At 25.5% G+C, this 22787-nt stretch carries 22 protein-coding genes; 9 read left to right on the top strand and 13 right to left on the bottom strand.

Annotated elements, in window-relative coordinates; translation table 11 throughout:
- The first annotated feature begins 194 nt into the window (after positions 1-194).
- Entirely contained in the window at positions 195-1355 is a 1161-nt protein-coding gene (locus ATCC9714_RS17205) for a replication initiation protein (protein ID WP_057544296.1), read from the top strand.
- Between the two features lie 27 nt (positions 1356-1382).
- On the opposite strand, the gene ATCC9714_RS17210 is transcribed toward ATCC9714_RS17205, so the two are convergent.
- The gene (locus ATCC9714_RS17210) at positions 1383-1856 is read right to left on the bottom strand and encodes a hypothetical protein (protein ID WP_021121628.1); all 474 of its coding nucleotides are present in this window, start codon (positions 1854-1856) and stop codon (positions 1383-1385) included.
- 549 nt (positions 1857-2405) lie between these two features.
- On the opposite strand from ATCC9714_RS17210, the gene ATCC9714_RS17215 reads away from it, so the two are divergent.
- Both ATCC9714_RS17215 and ATCC9714_RS17220 read left to right on the top strand, forming a co-directional pair.
- On the top strand, positions 2406-3212 hold the full coding sequence (locus ATCC9714_RS17215; protein ID WP_057544295.1) for a ParA family protein: 807 nt from the start codon (positions 2406-2408) through the stop codon (positions 3210-3212).
- A gap of 1 nt (position 3213) precedes the next feature.
- The gene (locus ATCC9714_RS17220) at positions 3214-3588 is read left to right on the top strand and encodes a hypothetical protein (RefSeq protein ID WP_021121632.1); all 375 of its coding nucleotides are present in this window, start codon (positions 3214-3216) and stop codon (positions 3586-3588) included.
- Positions 3589-4040: 452 nt separating this feature from the next.
- Here ATCC9714_RS17220 and ATCC9714_RS17225 read toward each other — a convergent pair whose 3' ends face one another.
- Positions 4041-4943: a CotA family spore coat protein gene (locus ATCC9714_RS17225; protein WP_057544294.1), complete on the bottom strand. Its 903-nt coding sequence runs from the start codon at positions 4941-4943 to the stop codon at positions 4041-4043.
- 294 nt (positions 4944-5237) lie between these two features.
- On the opposite strand from ATCC9714_RS17225, the gene ATCC9714_RS17230 reads away from it, so the two are divergent.
- Positions 5238-5474, top strand: coding sequence for a hypothetical protein (locus tag ATCC9714_RS17230; protein WP_021121633.1), 237 nt, complete (start codon positions 5238-5240; stop codon positions 5472-5474).
- Positions 5475-5557: 83 nt separating this feature from the next.
- On the opposite strand, the gene ATCC9714_RS17235 is transcribed toward ATCC9714_RS17230, so the two are convergent.
- Positions 5558-5965, bottom strand: coding sequence for a hypothetical protein (locus ATCC9714_RS17235; RefSeq protein ID WP_021121627.1), 408 nt, complete (start codon positions 5963-5965; stop codon positions 5558-5560).
- A gap of 27 nt (positions 5966-5992) precedes the next feature.
- On the bottom strand, positions 5993-6787 hold the full coding sequence (locus ATCC9714_RS17240) for a hypothetical protein (protein ID WP_057544293.1): 795 nt from the start codon (positions 6785-6787) through the stop codon (positions 5993-5995).
- Positions 6788-7264: 477 nt separating this feature from the next.
- Between ATCC9714_RS17240 and ATCC9714_RS17245 the strand changes: the two genes are divergently transcribed.
- The 5 genes from ATCC9714_RS17245 (at position 7265) to ATCC9714_RS17265 (ending at position 11273) form a co-directional block, all read left to right on the top strand.
- Positions 7265-8407, top strand: coding sequence for a hypothetical protein (locus tag ATCC9714_RS17245; RefSeq protein ID WP_057544292.1), 1143 nt, complete (start codon positions 7265-7267; stop codon positions 8405-8407).
- 2 nt (positions 8408-8409) lie between these two features.
- Positions 8410-8688, top strand: coding sequence for a hypothetical protein (locus ATCC9714_RS17250; protein WP_021121634.1), 279 nt, complete (start codon positions 8410-8412; stop codon positions 8686-8688).
- Positions 8689-8704: 16 nt separating this feature from the next.
- Complete coding sequence (locus ATCC9714_RS17255; RefSeq protein WP_021121636.1) at positions 8705-9145, top strand: hypothetical protein; 441 nt, start codon at positions 8705-8707, stop codon at positions 9143-9145.
- Between the two features lie 749 nt (positions 9146-9894).
- The gene (locus tag ATCC9714_RS17260; RefSeq protein ID WP_055335497.1) at positions 9895-10083 is read left to right on the top strand and encodes a helix-turn-helix domain-containing protein; all 189 of its coding nucleotides are present in this window, start codon (positions 9895-9897) and stop codon (positions 10081-10083) included.
- A gap of 341 nt (positions 10084-10424) precedes the next feature.
- Complete coding sequence (locus ATCC9714_RS17265) at positions 10425-11273, top strand: hypothetical protein (protein WP_057544316.1); 849 nt, start codon at positions 10425-10427, stop codon at positions 11271-11273.
- Between the two features lie 373 nt (positions 11274-11646).
- On the opposite strand, the gene ATCC9714_RS17270 is transcribed toward ATCC9714_RS17265, so the two are convergent.
- The 9 genes from ATCC9714_RS17270 to ATCC9714_RS17310 form a co-directional block, all read right to left on the bottom strand.
- The gene (locus tag ATCC9714_RS17270) at positions 11647-12435 is read right to left on the bottom strand and encodes an N-acetylmuramoyl-L-alanine amidase (RefSeq protein ID WP_057544315.1); all 789 of its coding nucleotides are present in this window, start codon (positions 12433-12435) and stop codon (positions 11647-11649) included.
- A 167-nt stretch (positions 12436-12602) separates the two neighbouring features.
- Positions 12603-12821 carry a phage holin gene (locus ATCC9714_RS17275; RefSeq protein WP_021121865.1) on the bottom strand — a complete coding sequence of 73 codons (219 nt, stop codon included), beginning with the start codon at positions 12819-12821 and terminating at the stop codon, positions 12603-12605.
- The gene (locus ATCC9714_RS17280) at positions 12811-13110 is read right to left on the bottom strand and encodes a hypothetical protein (RefSeq protein ID WP_021121887.1); all 300 of its coding nucleotides are present in this window, start codon (positions 13108-13110) and stop codon (positions 12811-12813) included. Before ATCC9714_RS17280 ends, ATCC9714_RS17275 begins: the two co-directional genes overlap by 11 nt.
- 51 nt (positions 13111-13161) lie before the next feature.
- Complete coding sequence (locus ATCC9714_RS17285) at positions 13162-13347, bottom strand: XkdX family protein (protein ID WP_057544314.1); 186 nt, start codon at positions 13345-13347, stop codon at positions 13162-13164.
- 1 nt (position 13348) lies between these two features.
- Positions 13349-13843, bottom strand: a complete 495-nt coding sequence (locus tag ATCC9714_RS17290) for a hypothetical protein (protein ID WP_057544313.1) — start codon at positions 13841-13843, stop codon at positions 13349-13351.
- A gap of 13 nt (positions 13844-13856) precedes the next feature.
- The gene (locus ATCC9714_RS17295; RefSeq protein WP_057544312.1) at positions 13857-16493 is read right to left on the bottom strand and encodes a BppU family phage baseplate upper protein; all 2637 of its coding nucleotides are present in this window, start codon (positions 16491-16493) and stop codon (positions 13857-13859) included.
- The gene (locus ATCC9714_RS17300; protein ID WP_057544311.1) at positions 16480-19104 is read right to left on the bottom strand and encodes a phage tail spike protein; all 2625 of its coding nucleotides are present in this window, start codon (positions 19102-19104) and stop codon (positions 16480-16482) included. Before ATCC9714_RS17300 ends, ATCC9714_RS17295 begins: the two co-directional genes overlap by 14 nt.
- The gene (locus ATCC9714_RS17305; RefSeq protein ID WP_057544310.1) at positions 19104-19814 is read right to left on the bottom strand and encodes a distal tail protein Dit; all 711 of its coding nucleotides are present in this window, start codon (positions 19812-19814) and stop codon (positions 19104-19106) included. Before ATCC9714_RS17305 ends, ATCC9714_RS17300 begins: the two co-directional genes overlap by 1 nt.
- The gene (locus ATCC9714_RS17310; RefSeq protein ID WP_057544309.1) at positions 19815-22754 is read right to left on the bottom strand and encodes a phage tail tape measure protein; all 2940 of its coding nucleotides are present in this window, start codon (positions 22752-22754) and stop codon (positions 19815-19817) included.
- Between the last annotated feature and the right edge of the window lie 33 nt (positions 22755-22787).

Raw genomic sequence — 22787 nt, forward strand, 5'->3', positions numbered from 1 at the left:
AATGCGACAAATTAGGGATTTAATACGACGAATTAGGGATTTAATACGACGAATTAGGGATTTAATACGACGAATTAGGGATTTAATACGACGAATTAGGGATTTATATTGCGACAATAAAAAATGAATTGACGTAGTTAAAACAAACTGTTAATATTTATATATAACTTAGTAGAACAAGGGGGAAAATAAGGTTGTATCTAATAGAAGAACTAGAAAATGATAAGATTTTGATGAAAAATAATATATTAGTTAAAGCACGATATAACTTAAGTTTAGTTGAAAATAGAATATTTTTATTTATGCTTTATAAGCTCCAAAGAGAGTCTAAAGGGGTTCTAAAGTGTGAAATTAGCCATAAAGAATTTAAAGATATAGTTAAGTTTAAAGAAAAAAATACTGTAAAAGGAATATTAGAAGTATTAGAGGAACTAAGAAAAAAGCCTATCTTTTTTAAAGAAGAAAAGAAAAATAAAAAAGGTAGTTTGTGGGGAGCTTATGGATTTATAAACGGATATTATTACGACGACGAATTAGGGAGTTTTAACATAGAAGCATCTGAAAAAATACATGAGATTTTAAAAGAATACTTGAAGATGGGGTACACACCTATAAATGTTCAAATATGGTTATCACTTAATAATTCATATGCACAACGTTTTTATGACTTATTAAGACTCTGGAGTAATACTAAAACGGTTATAACTTATAAAATAGATGAAATTAAAGAATTATTAATGTTAGAGGATAAATATGATAGATACAATGATTTTAAGAGAAGAGTTATAACTCCAGCTATAAAAGAACTTAACAATACAGGTTACTTTAAGATAAATATAAAAGAAAATAAAGTTGGTAGAAAAGTTGATTCTATAGATTTTATAGTAAAGGATCTGGATAAGAGAAAGTATTTTAACAATGAAAAAGAGTCTAGGGTTATAGAAGTCAAAAATGAAGATATAGTTCAAGAAAATTTAATAACTAATAATCAAAGTAAAAAAGAAGAATCAAAGGATTTCTATATTCCAAATAAAAAACTATTTACAGCTAAAACACTAGATAACTTTAAAAAAGATTTCTCAAATTATGATTTTAAAGACATTACATATAAAAAACTATTACAAGAAGCAATTCTAGTGACGTTAGAAAAAGATGATGAAGAAAAGATTAAAGTTAAATCTTATAATTATTTCAAAAAAACTTTAGAAAATAAAATAAATGATATTAAAGATAATAAATATAAATTTAAACCTACAAAAACTAGATTCCATAATATAAATCAATCTTTTAATAAATATAAATCAGATGAATTAGAAGAGATTTTATTAAATAGTCAAAAAGGTAAATTTAAATAAACATAGAAGATAAAAAAGCATCGTAAATTACGATGCTTTTTTATCTTCTATGTTTATTGAATTATTTTCTATTTTTAAATATTGTTCAGTTGAAGAAATCTGACTACCAGGCTGAATAGAATCCGGACTATTATCAAGAGGACCTTTAGATCCAATAGGAACATCTTTAGCAAAATGGATTCCATAATCTCCAAATGTTATTAAAAAATAGTTAAATTTTAAATCACTAGAATTTAAATCGTTATATACTTTTATAATTTCTTGATTCGTAGGTTCCTTAGTACATGGTATTTTAATAAAAAATTCACCTGGTAAAATTTCTTTAAAACCGTTTCTCAAAGGAATAACTTCACCATCACCTAGAACAGTAGATACTTTTTTAATTTCTGTATTTTTAGCTGAAGTATCTTCTATTTTTTCATCGTTTTCTTTAGAACACCCCGTCAACATTACTAGTAACATTAAAATTAAAAAACTTATATTTAATATTTTTTTTACCATTTTTTACCTCCAAGTTTTACTAGTAATAATATATCATAGTTTAAAGTTAAGTTCCAATTATATATACATATAAAAATTTAAATCAAAATCAAAGTTTTAATAAATATAATAAAAAAGAATTAGAATAAATAATAATTGAAAATCAAAAAAGTAAATTTGGAACTGACTCTACTAATTCAAATGAAGATATCATAGCAGATAATTGGAAAATAGATGAAAATAAAATAGGTTAAAAAATTATTTTTAATGTAATGAAACATTATTAATGAATTTTATTTGAATTAAAAATAATTTATTAATAATGTTTATTCAGTTGTTAAAGGAATATAGGTATAAATGTATAATAAGTTAATATAAAACTATTTATGATTTAACCTAAATGTAAAAATAAAGTATAAAAAAATTAAAAATAATTTATTTATACTTTATTTTTAACTTGTAATAAACATTTAATTATATTAAAATAAAAAGTGTTTAAAAATTAAAATAAAATTAAAAATAATTTATTTACAATTTATTTTTAATTTAAAAATAAATGAGGTGTAAATTATGAAAATATGTTCATTTTTCAATGTTAAAGGTGGAGTTGGAAAAACTACTTTAACAATACTTACTGCAATGAAATTAAGCAAAGAAGGTAAAAAAGTATTACTTATAGATGCAGATACTCAAGCTAACTTAACACAATTTTTATATAAGGTAGTTCACGAAGATAAAACATTATTTCAAATGCTAACAGAGAACGCAACAGCAGATGAAGTAATACTAGAAAGCATATTAGATAGATTTGAAAATATCGATTTAATTCCAAGTGATATAAGTTTAAGTGTATTATCTGAATATCTATCAACTCAAATGGGAAGAGAAAAAGCTGTATGGAGATGGTTTAAAAATAACATAGATACAGTAGAAAAATACGATTATATATTTGTAGATTTATCACCAAGCTATGATCTAATAGCTAGAAACTTTATGTTAATTTCAGATAGCATTATAACTCCAATTGAATATCAAGATATTGCTAGTATAAGAGGGTGCGAATTATTCTATCAAAAGTTTAGACAAGACTTAGAGTTTTTAGATATACAAACAAATGTAAAAAGAGCTGTTGTTATAAATTCATATACAAGCAGAAAACTATCTACTGGAGATTTATTTAATAACTATTTAAATGAATTTGAAGATATAAAAAGAGATTTATTAGAATCTAAGATTAGTGATACGACTGTAGTAAAGAATGCAATTTTAAATAATATGGATTTAGAAGATTATTGTAGAAAACAAAAGAAGGCTCACAAAGTTAGAGAAGAGTTTAATAATTTAATAAAAGAATTAGAAGAAAAGGAAGTGCTATAAAATGGCTTTAGATGTTTTTAAAGAAGATGTTAAAGAGATAAAAATAAGAAAAAATGATTATCAAATTAAAGTAGATAAAGTTATAGAAAATAATATAAAAGAAGAAGACATATCAATAGGGACTTTAAATTTATTAGATATGGAAGAAGAAAAAAAGATAGTAAAAACACCTCAGACCATTTATCTTGAAGAGGATGATTTAAAGCTTTTAAAAGCAGTATCTTCTATAAAAAATACAACTATAGGTAAGACAATAAATAATATAATTAAAGTTGCTGTAGAAACTACAAAAGCTAGTTTACCAGCTGATTTCGATATAGATAAACAATCATTAAAATATGATAGAGATAATAAAGTAAAAAAGAATAAGAAATAAATTAAAAAAAATGTATAAATAATTTATAAATAAAGTAATAAAAAATTATGGTAAAGATAATATTAGAATGAATTTATTTACATAGAAGTTTTTTTGACACATATTTATATAAATATGCATATATTATATAAATAGCTTGTGTTATATAAATAGCATGCTATTTATAATTATTTTCAATCATGGGTTAAAATAGATAGGGTTAATACCTTATCTATTTTTTTATTTATGATAAGTTAACGAAACAGCTAAAATTTTATATTTATTAAAAAGAAAACAGGTAAATATAAAAATAAAAATACTTAACATATAATAATTTTTTTGTATACACTTGTTTCTTATTGAGGTATTTGAAATTAATTTTTAAAATAAAACAAAAAGGCTATGAATACATTATCATAGCCTTTTCTTGAAAATAAAATAAATATTTTTAACTTAAAACTATATATTTTATATTAACCTATTAAAGATACAGCATCTGCACAAACAAGGTAGAATTTGCCTTCAGGTTCATTTCCAAGTATTATTACATTATCTTTGTTACCAATTACTTCTACATCTTGAAGTGATAATGAACCTGCTGTTAATGTAACAGTACCAGTTATGTTTGCACCTGCTACTTCTTTTAATATTCCTTCATTACAGCAACAATCTTCACACTTAGGGCAACAATCATCTTTTTTACAGCCATTATCAAGTAAACATTTTAATCTAGATCTAACAACCTTATAAGGTGAAACTGAAGCATCTGTTGGTTCAATAGTTTGGAAAGCTACAGCTTTTAATTGGCATAGTGATGCTAAATCTACATTAGGAAGTGTAGTAAATAAATCTAATAGTATAGCTATTATAGAATCTAAAACTTCATCTCCTAAATCTAAAAGAGCATTAAGGAGAGTTATTAGTGGTTGCAATAGAGGTATTGCAAGTGATTCTAAAATATTTATAATAGAAGTTAATATACCTGTAAGATCATCTATAGGTAGAGGTATTGGATATAATGCTCTACCTGTTATATCTAGAGTATCACAACTACAACCTGGCAATTTATTTAAAGTAGCATCAAGTGCAGCTGATAAGTTATCTTTTTTTGTAGCAGGTAAAAGACTTAAAAATACTAATGGACTTCCAACAACGTAAAAATCTGTTATAAAAGCAAAAGCATCAAAATTTACATTTTCTCTTATACCTTCACAACTTAACAATTCTAAAGCCTTTTTCATACTAGGTTTACAGCAACATTCTATATGACTTTCTGGGGGATAATATTCATTTAGACCATTTCCTTTTCCATACTCACATAGACTTTTTCCTTTTCCGTGTTCACAGCAACTCATATACATATTATTTCCAATCAATATACTGCACTCCTTTATTTTGAAATATGAGAGAAAAAGATTCTCTTACATTAAGATATCTAAATAGCTCTAGAAATGTTACAAAAAAGGTCAAAAAACAAGGATTTAAATTTAATTACGCTAATTTAAGTATAATTCGTGAAATTAATCCAAAATAAAGACATCAAAAAACAAATTATATTAGGATATAATATATGGAGTGGAGCCTTTACTTATAGTGTAGAGAAGGTATAAAAGATATGCTTTTATTCTCACATATTTAATTAGAAAAAATTTTATAGACATTTATTCGATATGGAAGAAGAAAAAAAGATAGTAAAAGCACCTCAGACTATTTATCTTGAAGAGGATGATTTAAAGCTTTTAAAAGCAGTATTTTCTATAAAAAATACAACGATAGGTAAGACAATAAATAATATAATTAAAGTTGCTGTAGAAACTACGAAAGATAGTCTACCAGATGATTTTGATATAGATAAACAATCATTAAAATATTATAGAGATAATAAAGTAAAAAAGAGTAAAAAATAATTTGGAAATAATTTATAAAAAAAGTACGAATAAATTAAAAAAAATTTATTCGTACTTTTTTATAAGCATAGATAAAATTATATTTATCTATTTATAGTATTTTTATCTGTATATTCAATAGTATCAATATAATTATGAGGATCACTAGAATCAAAACTGCAAAGACCTAGAGCATATAATCTAAATTTATTTTCTTGTCTTTCAACTTTATAAATTAAGTTTAAATATCTTTTACCTATAGGTTGTTTATTTATAAAATCTAATATATATTTTTTAATAAATTCTCTATGTGAATCTTCTAATGTATCTATTCCTTGGATTTCATTTATATCATAATCAAAGAAGTCTTTTAGCTGTTTATATGATTCAAATTTAAAATTTTTCGCGCCTATAGATTTATACCTATTTTCAATAAGTTCTTTATATGAATCTTGTTTACCTAACTCTATAAATTCATTGTGTATATTTATTATATTTTCTCTTGTAATCATGATAGCCCTCTTTTCTTTTAATATAAGTTAATTAAAATTATCTATTATTACATCATTAAGAACTATTATTAAATTTTTAATTAACTCTTGTTTTACTTGATGCCCTAATTGTTTATATAAGTTTAAATCGTTAGTCTCTTCACAATGTCCTATTTCATTACGTATATAAGTAAAACAATCTTCATCATAGTGGCAACCTTGTTTTCTTGTTGGTTTAAAATATAAAAAACTATATTTATCTTTATTATCTTTTAGATAATCTGTAACAGATTTTTGACTAGGATAAGATTTATTACCTTGTAATAACTCCATTAAAAACTGGTATAGGCTCATAAATTGAGCAATAATGTTAGGATTATGAAGAGTTTTAAATATTCTTTCATATTTCATAAAATTTTCTTCAATATTTGTTGGAGATTTTGTTATTAAATTATATACATAATCGCCTGGAAAACTGCGAATTATTTGAATTGTATCATTTAGATTTAAAGAATCTTTAATAACCATATCTTTATTATTTTCATAAATTACATCTATTGTGTATACTGGAAAACTGTAACAAACTTCAGTTTTTACTATTAAATTGAAACATAGATGATAAAGATAGTTTTCTATCTCTTTTTCATTTCCTGTATATGTAATATCTTTTTGAAGTTCAACTTTCATCTGTTTTAAATCATTATAGATATAAATTGATTTAATAAGTTTATTATTTACTATATAAGGTTTGTTATCATAAATAAGAAAGTTGTTGAATCCATGTAAAGTACAAATTAAATAATTTGGCTGTTGTAAATTATTGTTTAACTGGTTATTATTCATTATCAAATTCCTCCTAAATATAATTAAAGTAAATAAAGAAACATTTAAATAAATTTTACTTTAATTATAGCAAATATTTCCATTTAAAAATTTAAAAGTTTGAATAAATACTTAATAAAAATTATTATTCTAAAAATATGTAAAGTTAATTAGATTAATTATATGTTGAAATTTGGTAAAAATATAATTAAATATCTAGAACTTCAATAAGGTTTAATAGTAAAATATATGAATAATATTAATGAATAGAGTGTATATATTTTACTATATAGATAATAATTAATTTTTTCTGGGGGAATTACTAGAGAAATTTAATTACTAGTATTAGATAAAATTTGTGATCTAGATAAGTATTATAAAGACAATAATATATTATTTATATAGGTAAAAGATAATAAAGAAAAAGTGTTAATATCGTACTTTCTATGTGATATAATCATTTTATAATTTACTTTTAAAATTGAAAGGACGTTTTATATGAAGAATTTAAGTTTAATATACAACTTTGTTAATGAAAAAAAAATTCCTGTAAGAGGTAAAAAAGCAAATATTCATATAAAAGAACCTACAGTTAATACTATTTCTTTAAATCATATTGCTAGCGTATTTAAATATTTACATAAGTATAGATTTCTTGATCTTAATGTAATTCTTAAATTTAATAGACTTAGATTTGAAGATAAAGTTACATATTTAATCTTAGATGTATTAATATATGATGTATTGCTTAAATGTCCTAATTTTAAAATCACTATAGAGAGAGAAAATCCTTCAGAACATAATTTGTTAGACTGGGGGTTTATAAGTACTGCACTTTATAGAACTTTATATAATACCCAATCAACTTGTTTAGATAGAAATCATTTTATTAAAGAGTTTAAAAGGAAAGTATTAACTCATGAAAACTTTAGAGTTTTTTTAACGAGAGAAGATCTTTCTGATGAAGAAACTCCATCAAAAATATTTACTAGTGTTGCATCAGCTTTTAAATATTCGCTAAAAGATTCTTCATGGATAGATAGTATTTCTGAGGTGATTTCTGAATTAATATGTAATGTTGCATCTCATACCGATAGTGAGTGTATTTTAGATATTAATTTTGATAATAAAATATTAGATAAAGGACATAATCCGTATGAGTTTATAAATATTTGTGTTATAAATTTTTCAGAAGATAGAATTTTTGACAAAGTAAAATATAATATAGAAAATAAGTGTTATCCTGAAGATGATATTTTATACTCTGATGTGTATAAAGCTTTTAAGTTTCATCAAAAATATTTTGATTCTCAATATACAGAAGAAGATTTTTATTTAATAACAACTTTTCAAAATCATGTTACTTCTAGAAATCTTCAATCTGGGAATAATGGTACTGGATTAACTACTTTAATCCAAAATGTAATTGATGAGTCAAAACAAGATTATTCTTATGTTTTAAGTGGAAACAATTTACTATTCCTTAAATCAGATTTTTTAAAGATATCAGATAATAGATTTATAGGATTTAATGAAGAAAAAGATTATATCAATTTTAGACCATCTAAAAAAGTAATTAATAGATCTGCTATATATATTCCTGGAACAATACATCATCTATTATTAATAAAGGAGGCTTAGTAATGAAAATACAATTACAATTTAACAATACAATAACTAGATTAGCAGGGAACTCTTTTGGAAAAAAAATTTATGAAAATCAGGTTAAAAATAAAATTAATCTTGAAGAACTTAATATTATTGAATTCCCTAATACTATTGAAGATTTAGCTATATCATTTGTTCAAGGATTTACCGAAGATATATTTAAAAGTATAAAAAAAGATGAGTTTTCAAAATATTTTTCAATAGAAGGGAATCAAAAAGTAATAGATAAATTTGAAAAATCTATCTATTTCTAGGTATAAATTAAATATTATGACTATTGATAACATTTTATCTGTTATAGCCATTTTAATATCTATAGGTTCAGTTTTTTATAATAATTATAGTAATGGCAAAGTGACAGAAAAAACACTTAACAAAGATTTTTTTAAAAATATATATTTTGAATACATCATCAATAAAATTCCAGAGGCAGTAATGAAATTAGAAGCAAAAAGTGATTCTGCAACTAATGAATGCAACAATTTAAATGATTTAATTCATGAAGTTATTGATGCTTCTACATTTTATAGATATTTTGATAATGAATTTTATGAAGATTTATTATCAAAATTAATAGAACTTGATGAGTTAACTATATCTGCATCTGAACCTAAAATAAGTTCTAGTACATTTAGAAAATATAAAGAGGATATTCATAAATCTTTTAATTCTCTTTATACTTTATTAAAAACATATTATTCTAAGATATAAAAAAGACTCTTAATTTAAGAGTCTTTTTTATATCTTAGAATAATATGTTTTTAACTTTAGTAAATAGATCATTTAAAAACTCGAGTTTATATGTAAATAATATATCAACATTGATTCCACTTGTCTAATTTAATTTGTTTTTATTGATTTTAAATCTACATAAAACTTATTATTTTGTGTCTTTTTTTATAAAAGTCTTTATTTTCAATGGTTTTAAGTATTCTTTATAATGTATGTCAGTCTTTTGACAGTTCATAAAAGTTATCAACAGAAATTACGTGACTTATCAACAGATTTTTAAAAGTTATTAACAATTATATATATATTAAGAGTATGCTCCCAAGGAGTATATTTTTTTGGAAAAAATAAGAAAAAGTTTATGAAAAGTATTGATTATATCACGTATACGTGATATAATATAAATATAGAAAGGAGGTAAGGAAATGGTCAAAAAAATAAAAGAGTTCACGAAAGTGATTAAAGCACTTACGGAACTCGCACTTGAAATAGGAACTCTAGTAGCAATCATCAAAATGATACTAGAAAGCCTATAAAACATAAGGGTGGTGTTCCTACCACCACCCTTACTTTTATAATAATACATGACCATTTTAATTACAATGAAAAATAATAAAAAAGAATTAGCAAAAAGTGTAATTGATTTAACTTTAGCTTTAATTAAATTTATAGGAGCTATAGCTCTTGTAGTATTAGCACTGAAATATTTATTTTCATAGGAGGTAAAAACTATGTGTAGCTTTAAAGGATTATATTCATTTGCAGAGGCAACTAAATTATGGGGGTTAAAAGATTCTACACTAAGAAAGGCAGTTGAAACTGGAAAATTAATAGCTGATGAAGATTGTAAAAAGTTTGGTAGAGATTGGGTTGTAAAAGAAAGTGCAATGGTTAGAGAATATGGAGAAAAAAAGGAATAAATTAAGAAATAAAAAAGTAGTACCAGTTGGCATTGGTACTACTTTTTTATTTAAGTTAATAGGGTTATTTACTTAAAACAGATAGTAAATTTTAAATTAAGCATAAATGGATTTCTGATGAAGATATATATATAGTTAAAAACTAAAAGAAGTAGGGAAAACCTATAGTTACATATCGAAAGAAACATGTTGGAGCAATGCTATAATTAGCAGAGTTATAAATAATAAAAATAACATTTACTAACATTACAATATTTATATTGATTATATAGTTTGATTAAATTAAAATTAAATTTGGTATAAAATAGAAATAAAATTGAGAGGGGTAGACAAATTATAAAATGAATCTAAAAATTTTATGTGGAATATTAATCTTAGTTATAGTTATTATTATTAGATGGCTTGTTCTAAAGGGGAAAATAAATAAAATTAAGAATTCAATATATACTATTGCATTAGGAATACTACTTCTGGTATCACTTATATATATAGGTATATGTATATATATGATGTTTCCTTACCTTAAGATATTTTTTAATAATGGTTATATAATAGAAACAAGTGATTTACCTAATTATTCTTCTATATTTGAATCTATATTTGTTGTTTTAACAATGATATCAAGTACTTTATTAGGCTATATGACATATAAAGTAGCAAGGAATCAGATGATAATTTCACAAAATCAAATAAACTTAGATTATAATAAAAATACTGTTAGTCCAGCTATACTAGTGTATAATCATTTAAAATTTAAACTTTTCTATGATTTAAGTAAATTGCTAAAAAATAATTTAAATGTGCTAAAAGATGAAAAATATAAATCTCCAAATGGACCTGTAAATGCTAAAGAATTTTTAAATCAATATGCATTTCATTTAAAGTTATCACAAAATATAAATGACTATATTCCATATATTGTTAGCTCATTTAATGATAATAAGCTAACAATGTACTTTATTGCACTTATTGAAGATATCAATAATGATAAACCCATTACATATGCATTTAAAGATACGTATATTGATGATTCAACATTAAAAGAAACTAGCAGCAACCTATGGGCTAAAATAAAATGTAATATTTTATTTGATGAGATTGAAAAATTAGAGCCATATGTAAATGATGAATTTTACAAAATATTAAAGGAAGTAAAAAAATTAACTATACCTAAAGAAATTAATTATTAACTGAATAAAAAAGAGTACCTGGCTGATAGGTACTCTTTTTTATTCAGTTAGTAGGTTGAGTGTGTTTCTTAATAATATTATTATATTAATTCTAAGAATTTAGAACTTACATATCCAAGACCTTTATTACTTTTTAATGAGTTTTAAAAGATGGTCTTAAGAAATATATTTTAATAATAAAAAAAGACTAATTGAAATACTTTATAGGCGGATTCCAATTAGTCTTTTTTTATAGTTTTAGGTTTTTAAAAATTTGTTGTCAATATAATAGTAGGATCTATTTAATTATATCAAAATTTAAAATTTTTAGTTATTTTACTTTTAAATAGGTATCATTACATATTTCTATGTAATTCAAATTTAAGACTTAATATTATATTAATTCTAAGAATTTAGAACTTACATATCCAAGACCTTTATTACCTTTAAATCCTTCTATACTTACCCATCCATTTAAGCAATATTGTAAATTAACTATATCACCGTTTTTAACTTGTCCTACAACATTATATTGAGTTCCTCTATCCCATCTAACATTTAATACATCTGCTATAACTCTTGCTTTTCTTCCTGAATAATCTCCGTTTTTAAATCCTTCATTTGAAGTTGTATTAGAAGATTCTTTCCAAAGAATATTATTAAACTTACATATTCCTTTTGCAATTGCTTTAGCGAATCTGTCTTTATTATTCATTATTAATCTATAATCTTCTTCATTAGTTATAAATCCTAATTCAACTAAACAAGCAGGCATATTAGTTTCTCTTACAACATGCAAGTTACCTTCTTTAACTCCCCCTTCTCGTAGTTGTGTATATAGGTTTTCGTTTTTTAATTCTTGTAATATACAATCTGCTAAGTGTCTATATTTAAATTTATAGCAGAATATTTCTAATCCATGTGCTTTTGGATTATCAGAACTATTACAATGTATAGATACAAAAGAATTTACTCCTAAGTTATTAGCTTTATTACTTCTTTCATTTAAAGATACAAATACATCTGTAGTTCTAGTATTTATATTTTTTATATCTTGTGTTTTTAAATAAGTATTTATTTTATTTGATACCTCTAAAACTATATCTTTTTCTAAGCATCCATGTAAACCTGGAGCTCCTGAATCATATCCACCATGTCCTGCATCTGTCATATTTGTTTTCATAATAAAATCCTCCTAAAATTTATATTTTTATATTTAAAAGGCCAATAAAAAAAGACTTCAAAGAGTCTAATTCACTACCTTTTATTTAACTTAATTTAAAACTATTTTTAATTTATGAATAATTTATATATAATTTTTGTAAACATTATTTTTAAATTTTATATAAATTATTTATTATCTTTTAACCCTTTACTAGAAGGGTCTACACATACACCAACTAATGCAGCTATAACAGCTACAACAGCAACTGGATTAGCTAATATACTTAATAAAGCTTCTCCTAATAAGTTCCAACTTGTTAGAGTTTTAAAATCAATTCCAGCTGATGAAAATATAACTCCACCTAAACCTAACCAAAAATACGGATTTTTTAATCTACTTTTCATATATAATCTCTCCTTTTGTTTTTTCTATTGTATCTATTCTGTGATGTGCTGATTTAGTACTTTCTTCAACTTTTATAAGCCTTTCTATGACATTACTTATTTTTGTATCTTGAGCTTTTATATCAAGCCTTATATCATCAACTCCTTTACTTATGTAATCTAACTTTGTAGCAACTACTGTTTTTTGTGATGCATCATCTTCTATATCTTTTTCATTCTTCTTTTTATAACTCATATAGCCTAGCATGGCACCAGCTATAGTACAGAGCAAAGTAATCTCTATATTCATATATCCTCCTAAAAATTGCATAAAAATAGAACTATCTTTTATAGTCCCTCATTATTTATTATCTTCAGTTATAACCATTGGTAAATTATTAGTAGGCTTATCGTAATCTTCGCCAGTTATTTCTTTAAACTGTTCTTTTGTTATTCTTTCAGCTTCAACAAATAACCTAATATCATCTACTGTATATATTTTTGATTCAAAATAGGTTTTTGCTGTTTCAAAATACCAAATATCCATTTTATTTACCTCCCACTTTTAATACTAAATCAGCAACTTCTTTTTCTATGCCTTTGATTTGTATATCTTTTTTTACTAGATTTAAAGTTGTTTGAGCTATATTAGTATTCATTTTTTTTAATTCAATATCTTTTTTTACTGAGTTTAAAGTAGCTTGTGCTAAACTCATATTTAATTTTTTTATTTGTATATCTTTTTCTAAACTTTCTTTTACTAGAAAGGCATTTTGTTTTTCTAATAAATCAATTCGAGTAGGTTTTAGCTTTTCATACTCAAAAGGAATTATTTCAAATATATCTTTATCTTCAATTGTATAAATCTCTTTAGGATCTATTAAATCTTTTATTTTAAAACCTTGTGTTATTTGTTGTAAATACCATCTCAATTCACTACTAATACATATATTTGGTTTTGGTATAATATCATAATCTTTATTTTGTTGATAAAAGCCATTAAATTCTCTAGTATCTTCTTTATATGTCATATAAATTTTCATTTTAACACCACCTTTATATTCCTATAGCTATCCATGTTACTGTAGCTGTATATCCAGTTCGCGCTCTTCCTTGAATATCTCTTACTTCTGCATATCCATTAGTTAGGGTTTGTCCTCCTACTATTGCATTTGTTTCATTATATCCACCATAACTATTTGTTTCTAAGTTCCCAGTACATTTACAAAACTTTGTAAATGCTAAAGGATAATATATTTTAGCAGTTCCTATGCAAGAATTATCATTAAAGCCTATTTTAGTTGTTCCAAATTGTATAATCATACCTGAAGGTAGTTTTTGAAATCCAGTACCTGTTGAATTATTAAAATCCCAAGAAAAATCACCTATATTAGTCATGTTTGACCATGTCCACCAATTACCTTCAAAGTTTTTTAATCTAGTGTAAATTTTACCATTAGCACTAGTAAATCTTTGAATTAATTCAGTATCATTGGTATGAAATACCTCTAATGCCCCATAGATATTCCCACTATAAGGAGCATTTGGAATACTTCCACCTTCTTTAAAAACATAATATCGACCTGGCTCTAAAGCTATATCAAAATCTGTAACACTTCCTAAATTTTTTAAATCATATCTTTTATCGTGATTATGATTTAAAAAATCAAACATAAGCTTTAATAAACTATCATCAACATTTTCAAGCTTTTCAGATATTGAACTATCCGAAGATACAAAAGAAGAAGGAATATAATATTCTACTTCTGGATCTATTGCCCCACTACTTATGGACAATAAAGTTGTAGGATTAAAAGATCTAACAGATATATTTAAGCATTCATATATTTTTTCTACATCTTCAAAAACTAAATTAATATTATTACTTCTTAATTTAGTTTTAAGCTCAGCTACAGTTGATGCATAATTTGTTTTAACCGTTAGATATAGAATATCATTTATAGATGATATTCCTATAGTATCAAGTTTTGGAGTAGTGTGATAATTATATTTATCACATATTATTTTAAAGTTTTTTATATTAGAAAATCCTCTTATATAAAAAGTTGAGCATTCACCTGAAGTAGTCCCATTGTCTTTCCAATCTTCGCTTCCATTAAGTGTTTTTAATGTGCTTCTTTTATGATAATAATAGTTATCTAAATGATCTTCTATGGTATCCCATTTTCTTAAAATAGGTTTTTCCCATACTTTAGCGTTAGAATCATAACATAAAAGATTTCTTTTACTTTCTTCATGAGGAACATAACTAGGAGTTGTTTTATTCAAACTAAGTTCTATATTTTTAACTTTAATATGGTTATTATCAACCTTTATAAATTCACATCCTTTAAAAAAGGAAGCATTTAAGAAGCCTATTTGTTCAACAGGAATTAAAACTTTATCGTCTTTAACATCTCCATTCAATCCAATTAAAAATCTCCAATTTCTTAAATCAAACTTAGATAAATCTAAAACCATATTTGGACTCATGTCTGTTATTTGTTTATAGCTTGAATCAACAAATCCCATAAATAAGTCGCATCTACTATTTCCAGTTGTTCTAAAATGGTAATATCCATCAGCTTCAAGTTTAGAACTTAATAATTTTTCATCAAATAAATTTAAATTACTACTCTTTAATGATATATTGTCTACTCCATCTCCAACCGATTTAAGGCCTTCAAAATAATCATTTATTTTCTCATTTCCTTCAACTAGAACAATCTTTACATTTTTTACATCATCCAAAGTAAACTTTTGATCTCCGTTTGGATATAGATGAAGAAATGAATTTCCTATCTCCGATAGAGATGTAAAAGTACCTTCTGGACTTTTAGTTATTTTTGGAGCTGTTAAATGAAACCAATGAGAATTACATTTTTGAGGTAATCCAAATAATTTATAACTATAAGTTGTATTAGGCTTTATTGGTAAATCACTTAAGTAAATTGAATAATAAGCATTTACCCCTAAGTTTTCTCCACTTCCTCCTAACACCCATTTAGAAGGATTCAAAGGTATTATATTAAATGATGTTTTACCAGTTAACTTTAAATTTTGTATATATCCATTTGAACTATCTGTTATAACATTATTTCCAGTTACCTTTTTACCTTCATTAGAAACTATATTATTAGCTTGCTCTAAAACTCTTTCTAGTTCTTTTACATTAATTTTAGCTTCTGTATTTTGTCCTTCTAATTTATCTTTATTTGCTACTAAATCCTCTAATTTAGAAAGGTCTTGTTTAAACTTATCTAGTTCTTTTTTAGCTTGTCCAACATATCTATCAAGCTTTTCTAAAGTACATATATCTGTAATAGATTCTATAGCCTTATCAGAGCCTACTTTTTCTCTTACTTCAAATAAAAAGGTAGCTGTTGTTACTTGTCCACTTGTTGACCTTAATTCTAATTCAGCATAAGTTAATCCACTTGCTGTTAATGCTTGATTTTTTACATTTATTTTAACTTCATCATCTTGAATAGTTATATTATCTTCTTGATATACTATAGTTCCATCTGATTTCTTTACAAACATTTTAATTTGTTCATTTTCAAAATGATAAGGAAGTCCATTTTTATATAAAGATGCATAAAAAATAGCAGTGTCATACTGCTTTAGTCGGAATTTAGGTATATGGTCTTCTCTTTCTATGTCTAGCTTGAAATGAAAATTATTTACTGCCAATACTATCACCTTCTTTTTCTGTTTCTGTATATAATCTCCAATACTCTTTATTTTCGATAATATTATTATTTAAATCAGTTTCTTTTAAAGCATCTAGAAATACTTCTTTATTTCTTTCTTCTTCAAATCCTTGTCTTTTAGCTGTTACAACATATTTAAAGGTAAAATCTTTTCTATCTGATTCCACCACAAAATAATCTTTTGTTTGTTCTTTTATTCTGTAATCTCCCCAGCCTTGCTTTATTATTTCAACTGTATAATCTAAATCAAGGTTAACACTATCTTTAAATATATTATCTAATAGAACTACTCTTTCATATGTAACTTTATTATTATTATGTTTAACTTCATCTACAGTTAATAAATGCATACTTCTATCTGTTAAATAACTTTCGCAATCCTCTACACTATAGAATAATCTTTCTCCATAATGTTTAGTTTTTTGAACACAGTTTTTATTCCCATTTACAGTAAAATCTCCATTAACATGTATTCCATTATCTGCATAAAACTTCAATTTAGAAACTAGATTATTAGTTGTCGAAGTAAATAATGCATCATTACCATTTTTCCAAAAACTAAATCCATTTTCTGTAGAAAATGATGCATATATTTGAGAGCCATCCCATAATTTACAATGACCACTTTTAAAAGATGCATATTTATAATCACGTCCAGCAAAATAAGTTTCATAAGGACTGGAATTAAAATATGCTGCATTAGTATTTAAATCATATAACCAAAAACTTTCATTTCCTAATTTCATTTTCCAGTTAAGATTACTACCAACAACTCCCCAGTAATTAGTTGCTTTATTTATAAAATCATTACTATTTTTAGATCTGAATATTTCATTTAAACCATCTTTATCTAAAACTAAACTCCAACCATTCATACACATTTTTTCATAAACCATAATAGGGTATTTAGCATCACCTGTTAAATTATGTTTATCGAATTTTATATAAAAAGGATATGAATTAGAATTATTTTTATCTTCGTAAGCTATTCCAGAATAACCATCTGTTGAATTGGATAAAAGTATTCCTGGAATTTCAGTGCCTGTTAGTCTTCCTGAAAAAATTTCTCCGACAGGCTTACCTACACCATCCCAATCGTAAAACTTAAGCCTATTTCCAGCTAACTCTATTGATTTAATTCCATTTTTTAAAAAGTTTATTCCATTACCTTTCGATAAATCCATTTGTAAACTTCCATCAGCATTTTCAATTAAAACAGTTTTTAATTTACCAATAAGCCAGTCAGCATATACATAGCCACCACCTATAAATGTATTCCATTGCCAATCTTTATCGTCTAAAGTTCTTTTATTTGCTATCATTAAGCCCATAGAGCCTAAGGCTAATGCTCCATAGGTTTTACTACCTTTAATTCTATCTTCAAACAGCATTGCTTTAACTTGCTGAGGTTGTGCAATATCCCTTAAAGCTTGAAACTTAGTGTTAAGAGCAGAAACCACACCTTCTAAACTTTCAGCTTTCACATTACCATTACTATTTAATATACTATCTAGTTTTTCTTTTGCTAGATCTTGTCTATCAAAGTAATCTGTATTAAGTTCCCCTAAAGTTATTGCATTATATTTTTTATTTAATATATCCCATTCAAGACCTACACATCTAGTAGTTAAATCTACACCTATATTTTGATGTTCAACTATTAATGTATCTCCAATTCCAACGTTAACTAGATTCTTAAAACTTTTATATTCTTCTGTATTTTCTAGTATAGCTATATCAACTTTTCCTGAAACTTTAGGTTTATCTAAGCCACTTTTAAAAGCTTCCTTAACTCTTTGTCGCATAGCTTCATATAAAGATTCTCTTGTTTCAAAACCTTGTTCATCTTCTCCATTACAATCTTCTTTTAATTTTAAATCTTCAAAAACCATATGTCTTTCTTTTATAATTGGATACTTATTAATTAATGGAGAGTCAATATATAGTTCAGGTAACATAATACCGTTATAAGCTTGTGGGTATATACGTGTAGCTATTTCATCTGTATTTTCAGCTAAGTCTATATCTAACATATTTCTAGCATACTTAACTTTAACTCCGTAGTTGCCACCAATTCTATGATTTACATATACATCAAAGTTATCAGCTATTACTTCGCCACCCCAACGGTTTAATAGTGTATTATCACTATCTCCACTTATTGCACTTAAAGCATTCATTTTTACAAAGTATGCCGTATTAGTTAGGCTAATATCTGAATGCCCTCTGAACTTCGTTCCAGTTAAAATAATATTTAAGGCTGTTTCACAATTAAAATTAACTGCTCTAGTATCTACAATAATTTTATCAATTAAATCAAAATAAATATGTCTAGCTTTTACTTTTACCCCGAACATACCTTTTGCTACATCATAGATTCTAAATAGCTGTTGATTTTTGCTATAACAAACATCACATTTTATTACACCTAAATTTTCAATTGTTTTCCATCTTTTTTCTTTATCGTAACTATGCTCAATTTCAATTTCACAAATACCATTTAACTCTACTTTTAAAATAGCACTAGACGGCTGTAATTTTATATCTCCATTTCTATCAAAGTTAGTATTTGACGGTTTATAACATTGCATTATAAACACCTCCATCTAGGTTTTATTTTAAGCACTTGTATATTACCTTCAAATTGTATAAGGTTAGCACCCTTATTTAGAACTGGAAAAGTTCCAGTACCTAAATTAAAATAATTATCGGTAGTTTTAAAAACTAATTCAAGTTCACTATCAATATATATATAGTCTTGAACTGGGACAGTAAACTTTCTATTATTTATACTTACTTTTACCTCTCCATTGCCTTGTATATATATCTGTGGCTTTGATTCTAAATAGTAATTATATAAATTATCATTATTATGTATCTCAATAAATTCATCTGCATCTAAGTTATATAAGTAACCTCTGCAAGTGAAATCAATTCTAAATTTACCTTTACGTCTTAAGATAGTTTCAAAATCTCCATTTAATTTTACATCTACTACTTTATAAAACCACTCAGGATCATCACTAAAAATTAATTTATTATCTTGTATTTCATTAATCCATAATTTAATTTGTCTAAATCTTTCCTTAAGATTGTTTTTTTCTATGAAATTAAATTCAACTGGAATTACAATATCCGAATAGCCACCTTCTTCTTCATAAACTAAACCATCTCTACCAGGAATTTGTTTTGTAGTTTTAATTTTAGAAGGAGAGGGAATATTAGGTCTTTTTACTATGCTTAATCCTAAATCAAATTTAGAATTTAAATTATTAAATATTAAAAAATACTTACTAAACATCTATACATGCCCCCTTGCTATTCCTCTACTTCTTTGATTTTTACTTATTAAATTTCCAAATTCATCAAATATAGCTTCAGCTACATTTTTGCTACCTACCTGCAGATTAATTTGAATTATTTTAGTTTCTTGATTATTTTTTTCATATGTTTTATTTCCTCTATTATCTAAAACTTTTTGTACTGAGTTAGTAACTAATTTATCTAATTTAGAAAGAGGTATTACGGCTTCGTGTTCTTTCCCTTCTCCAACAAGTGCCATAGTAGCTTTCGTTACTATACCACCTTCAGCCAACGCTGGTATCTGAGGTAAATGAATACCGAAATGTTTCCCACCAAAAACTGGGACCCAATTAGGTATATTAAAGCTAATCCTATTAACTGCCCTTATTGCTGAATTTATTCCTGATATAGCAGCATTAATAGGAGCCTTTATAATTCCTCCGATAGTTCCAAAAATACTAGCTATTATTTGCTTAAGTCCACTGAATATTTTCCTCCAATTTCCAGTAAATACACCACTTAAGAAGGTTAAAACACCATTAAAAACTCCTTTTATTCCATTCCATACAGTTCCAACTACTGAAAAGAAATGATTTAACGGAACTCCTAATAATCCAAATGTTCTTGTAAAATCTCTATGGAATGCACCTTTAAAGAAATTTGCAAATCCAACAAATATATTTTTCACTTTGGACCATACAGCATTTACACCGTTTCTAAACCAATCGCACTTATTATATAAAGTGACAAACACAGCTCCTAAAGCAACTAAAGCTGTTATTACTACACCGATTGGATTCATACTCATTACTAGGTTTAATCCTTTTTGTGCTAATGTCATAGCTTTTGTTGCTCCAGTTACAGCTAATTGAGCTCCTTTAAAAGCAAGCATTTTAGCTTTAGTACCTAGCCACATTAAACCATTCTTAGTTAGTTGAGCCGAATTTTTTAATATTGCTAATGTTAATTTACCTAAATTCTTAGTTACAGTTAAAAGCCCCTTACCAAAAGCTAAGATTCCTTTGCCTGCTGTTTTACCTATACTTATAGCAAACTTACCTAAATTTTTAGTTACTGTTAAAAGACCTTTACCAAAACTCTTTAATCCTTGAACAGCTTTTTTACCTATATTTAAAGTAAAGTCTTTTATATTTCTAGATACTTTTACTATTCCTTTTCCAAATTTAACTAGCTTAGTTTCACCATCTCTAGTAGCTTTTGCATAATCTTTTATAGCTTTACCTGATTTTTGCATAAATTTTATATTATTACTTAAACCTTTAGCTAATTTTGCAAATCCACCTATAGCTAAGTTTGTAGCTACAAAAGCAGCTCCTAATCCAACAACTAATGTTTTTTGAGATTTACTCATACCACCTATAGCTTTTGTTATATTAGTTATTCCTTTAGCAACTAAAGATATAAATGGGGATATTACATCTCCAAATCCTATTAATGCATTCTTAGTTGAGTTTAATGCTTTCTTTAGTCCTTGACTTGTTGCAGCATCAACTTTTTTAAAGGCTGTTTCTGTAGAGCCTGCACTATCTTTCATTTTACCAAGCATATCATTAAATTCTTTTCCTGACTTAGAACTTAATACAAGTGCTGCTTTACCTGCTTCGGCACTACCAAACATATCACCTAAAGATTTGCCACTTTTTTTAGCCTCCTTTTCCATCATTGCTAAAATATCACCTAAAGATTTACCACTTTTTATTAACTCTGGAAATGACTTTCCACTAGCTTTTTTTAATGCTTTATTTGCAGTTGTTCCACTTTTCCCAAGTTCATTTAGCATACTATTCATGTAAGTTGTTGTTTCAGCTGATTTTATACCTTTTGATGTCATTATTGCATATCCACTAGCTACTTGTTCTAAATTAACACCTAAATCTTTAGCTGTAGGTATAACTCTACCCATATCAGCAGATAATTGACCAACTGTAACTTTACCAAGATTTTGAGTTTGAATAAGTGTATCACTTACTTTTGTAACATCTTGAGCCTTTAATCCGTAGGAGTTCATTATAGTAGTTAATAAGTCTAATGATTGTCCTGCCTCTGCAAATCCTGCTTTAGCTAGTTTAGTTGAGTTACTTACAAAACTAACTGCATCCCCAGTTTGTTGTCCTGCTGAAATAGCATCATATACGTTATTAGCTATTTCCTCGCTTGATATTCCAGTTTGATTAGATAAATCTAATATGCCCTTTCTTAAATCTCCCAAAGGAACTTTAGTTGTATCAGCTATTGTGCTTACTTTAGCCATACCATCTTCAAAACCAACACTAGCCATAGCAGCAGCAGTTCCTATTCCAGTTATAGCTGTACTAGCTGGCTTCATTTTATTAGAAATACCTTCAGCTTTTTGACTAGACTTTTCAAGTCCTTCACTAAATTTATCAAGCTTACTTTTTTCTAACTCTTTATTAACTTCTTGTAATGCCTTTTCATTTTCTAATAATGCCTTTTTACTATTATTTAATTTAATTTCTGCATTATCTAATTTTTTAGTGTTACTATCTATAGCTCTATCATTTTGTTCATATTCTTTTTTTAAATTATCTAATTCTTGTTTTAATTTCTTAGATTCTTCACTGTTTTTACCAGTTTGGCTTACACTCTCTTTATATTTTTCATTAGTTTTTTCTATTTTGTCTGCTAATGTTGATTGTTTTTCCTTTTGCTTTGATATATCAGAATTAAGTTTACTTATATTCCTTGTTTGTGCTTCTATCATTCTATTTTGAATTTGCATCTTGCTAGTTAATTCTGATTGTTTACTTTTTAAAACATCTGTTGTACTTCCAAATAGTCTAGCTTGTGTTTGTGCTAAACTATAGCTACTTCCAACTTTTTTTAATTCAGCAGACATTTCTTTCATTTGTTTTTGAAAGTCAGAACTATTTGCTCTAATTTTAATATTAGCTGCCATTTAAAACCTCCCTTCTTTCAAAAATAAAAAAGA

Source organism: Paraclostridium sordellii, assembly GCF_000953675.1.
Lineage (GTDB): Bacteria > Bacillota > Clostridia > Peptostreptococcales > Peptostreptococcaceae > Paraclostridium > Paraclostridium sordellii.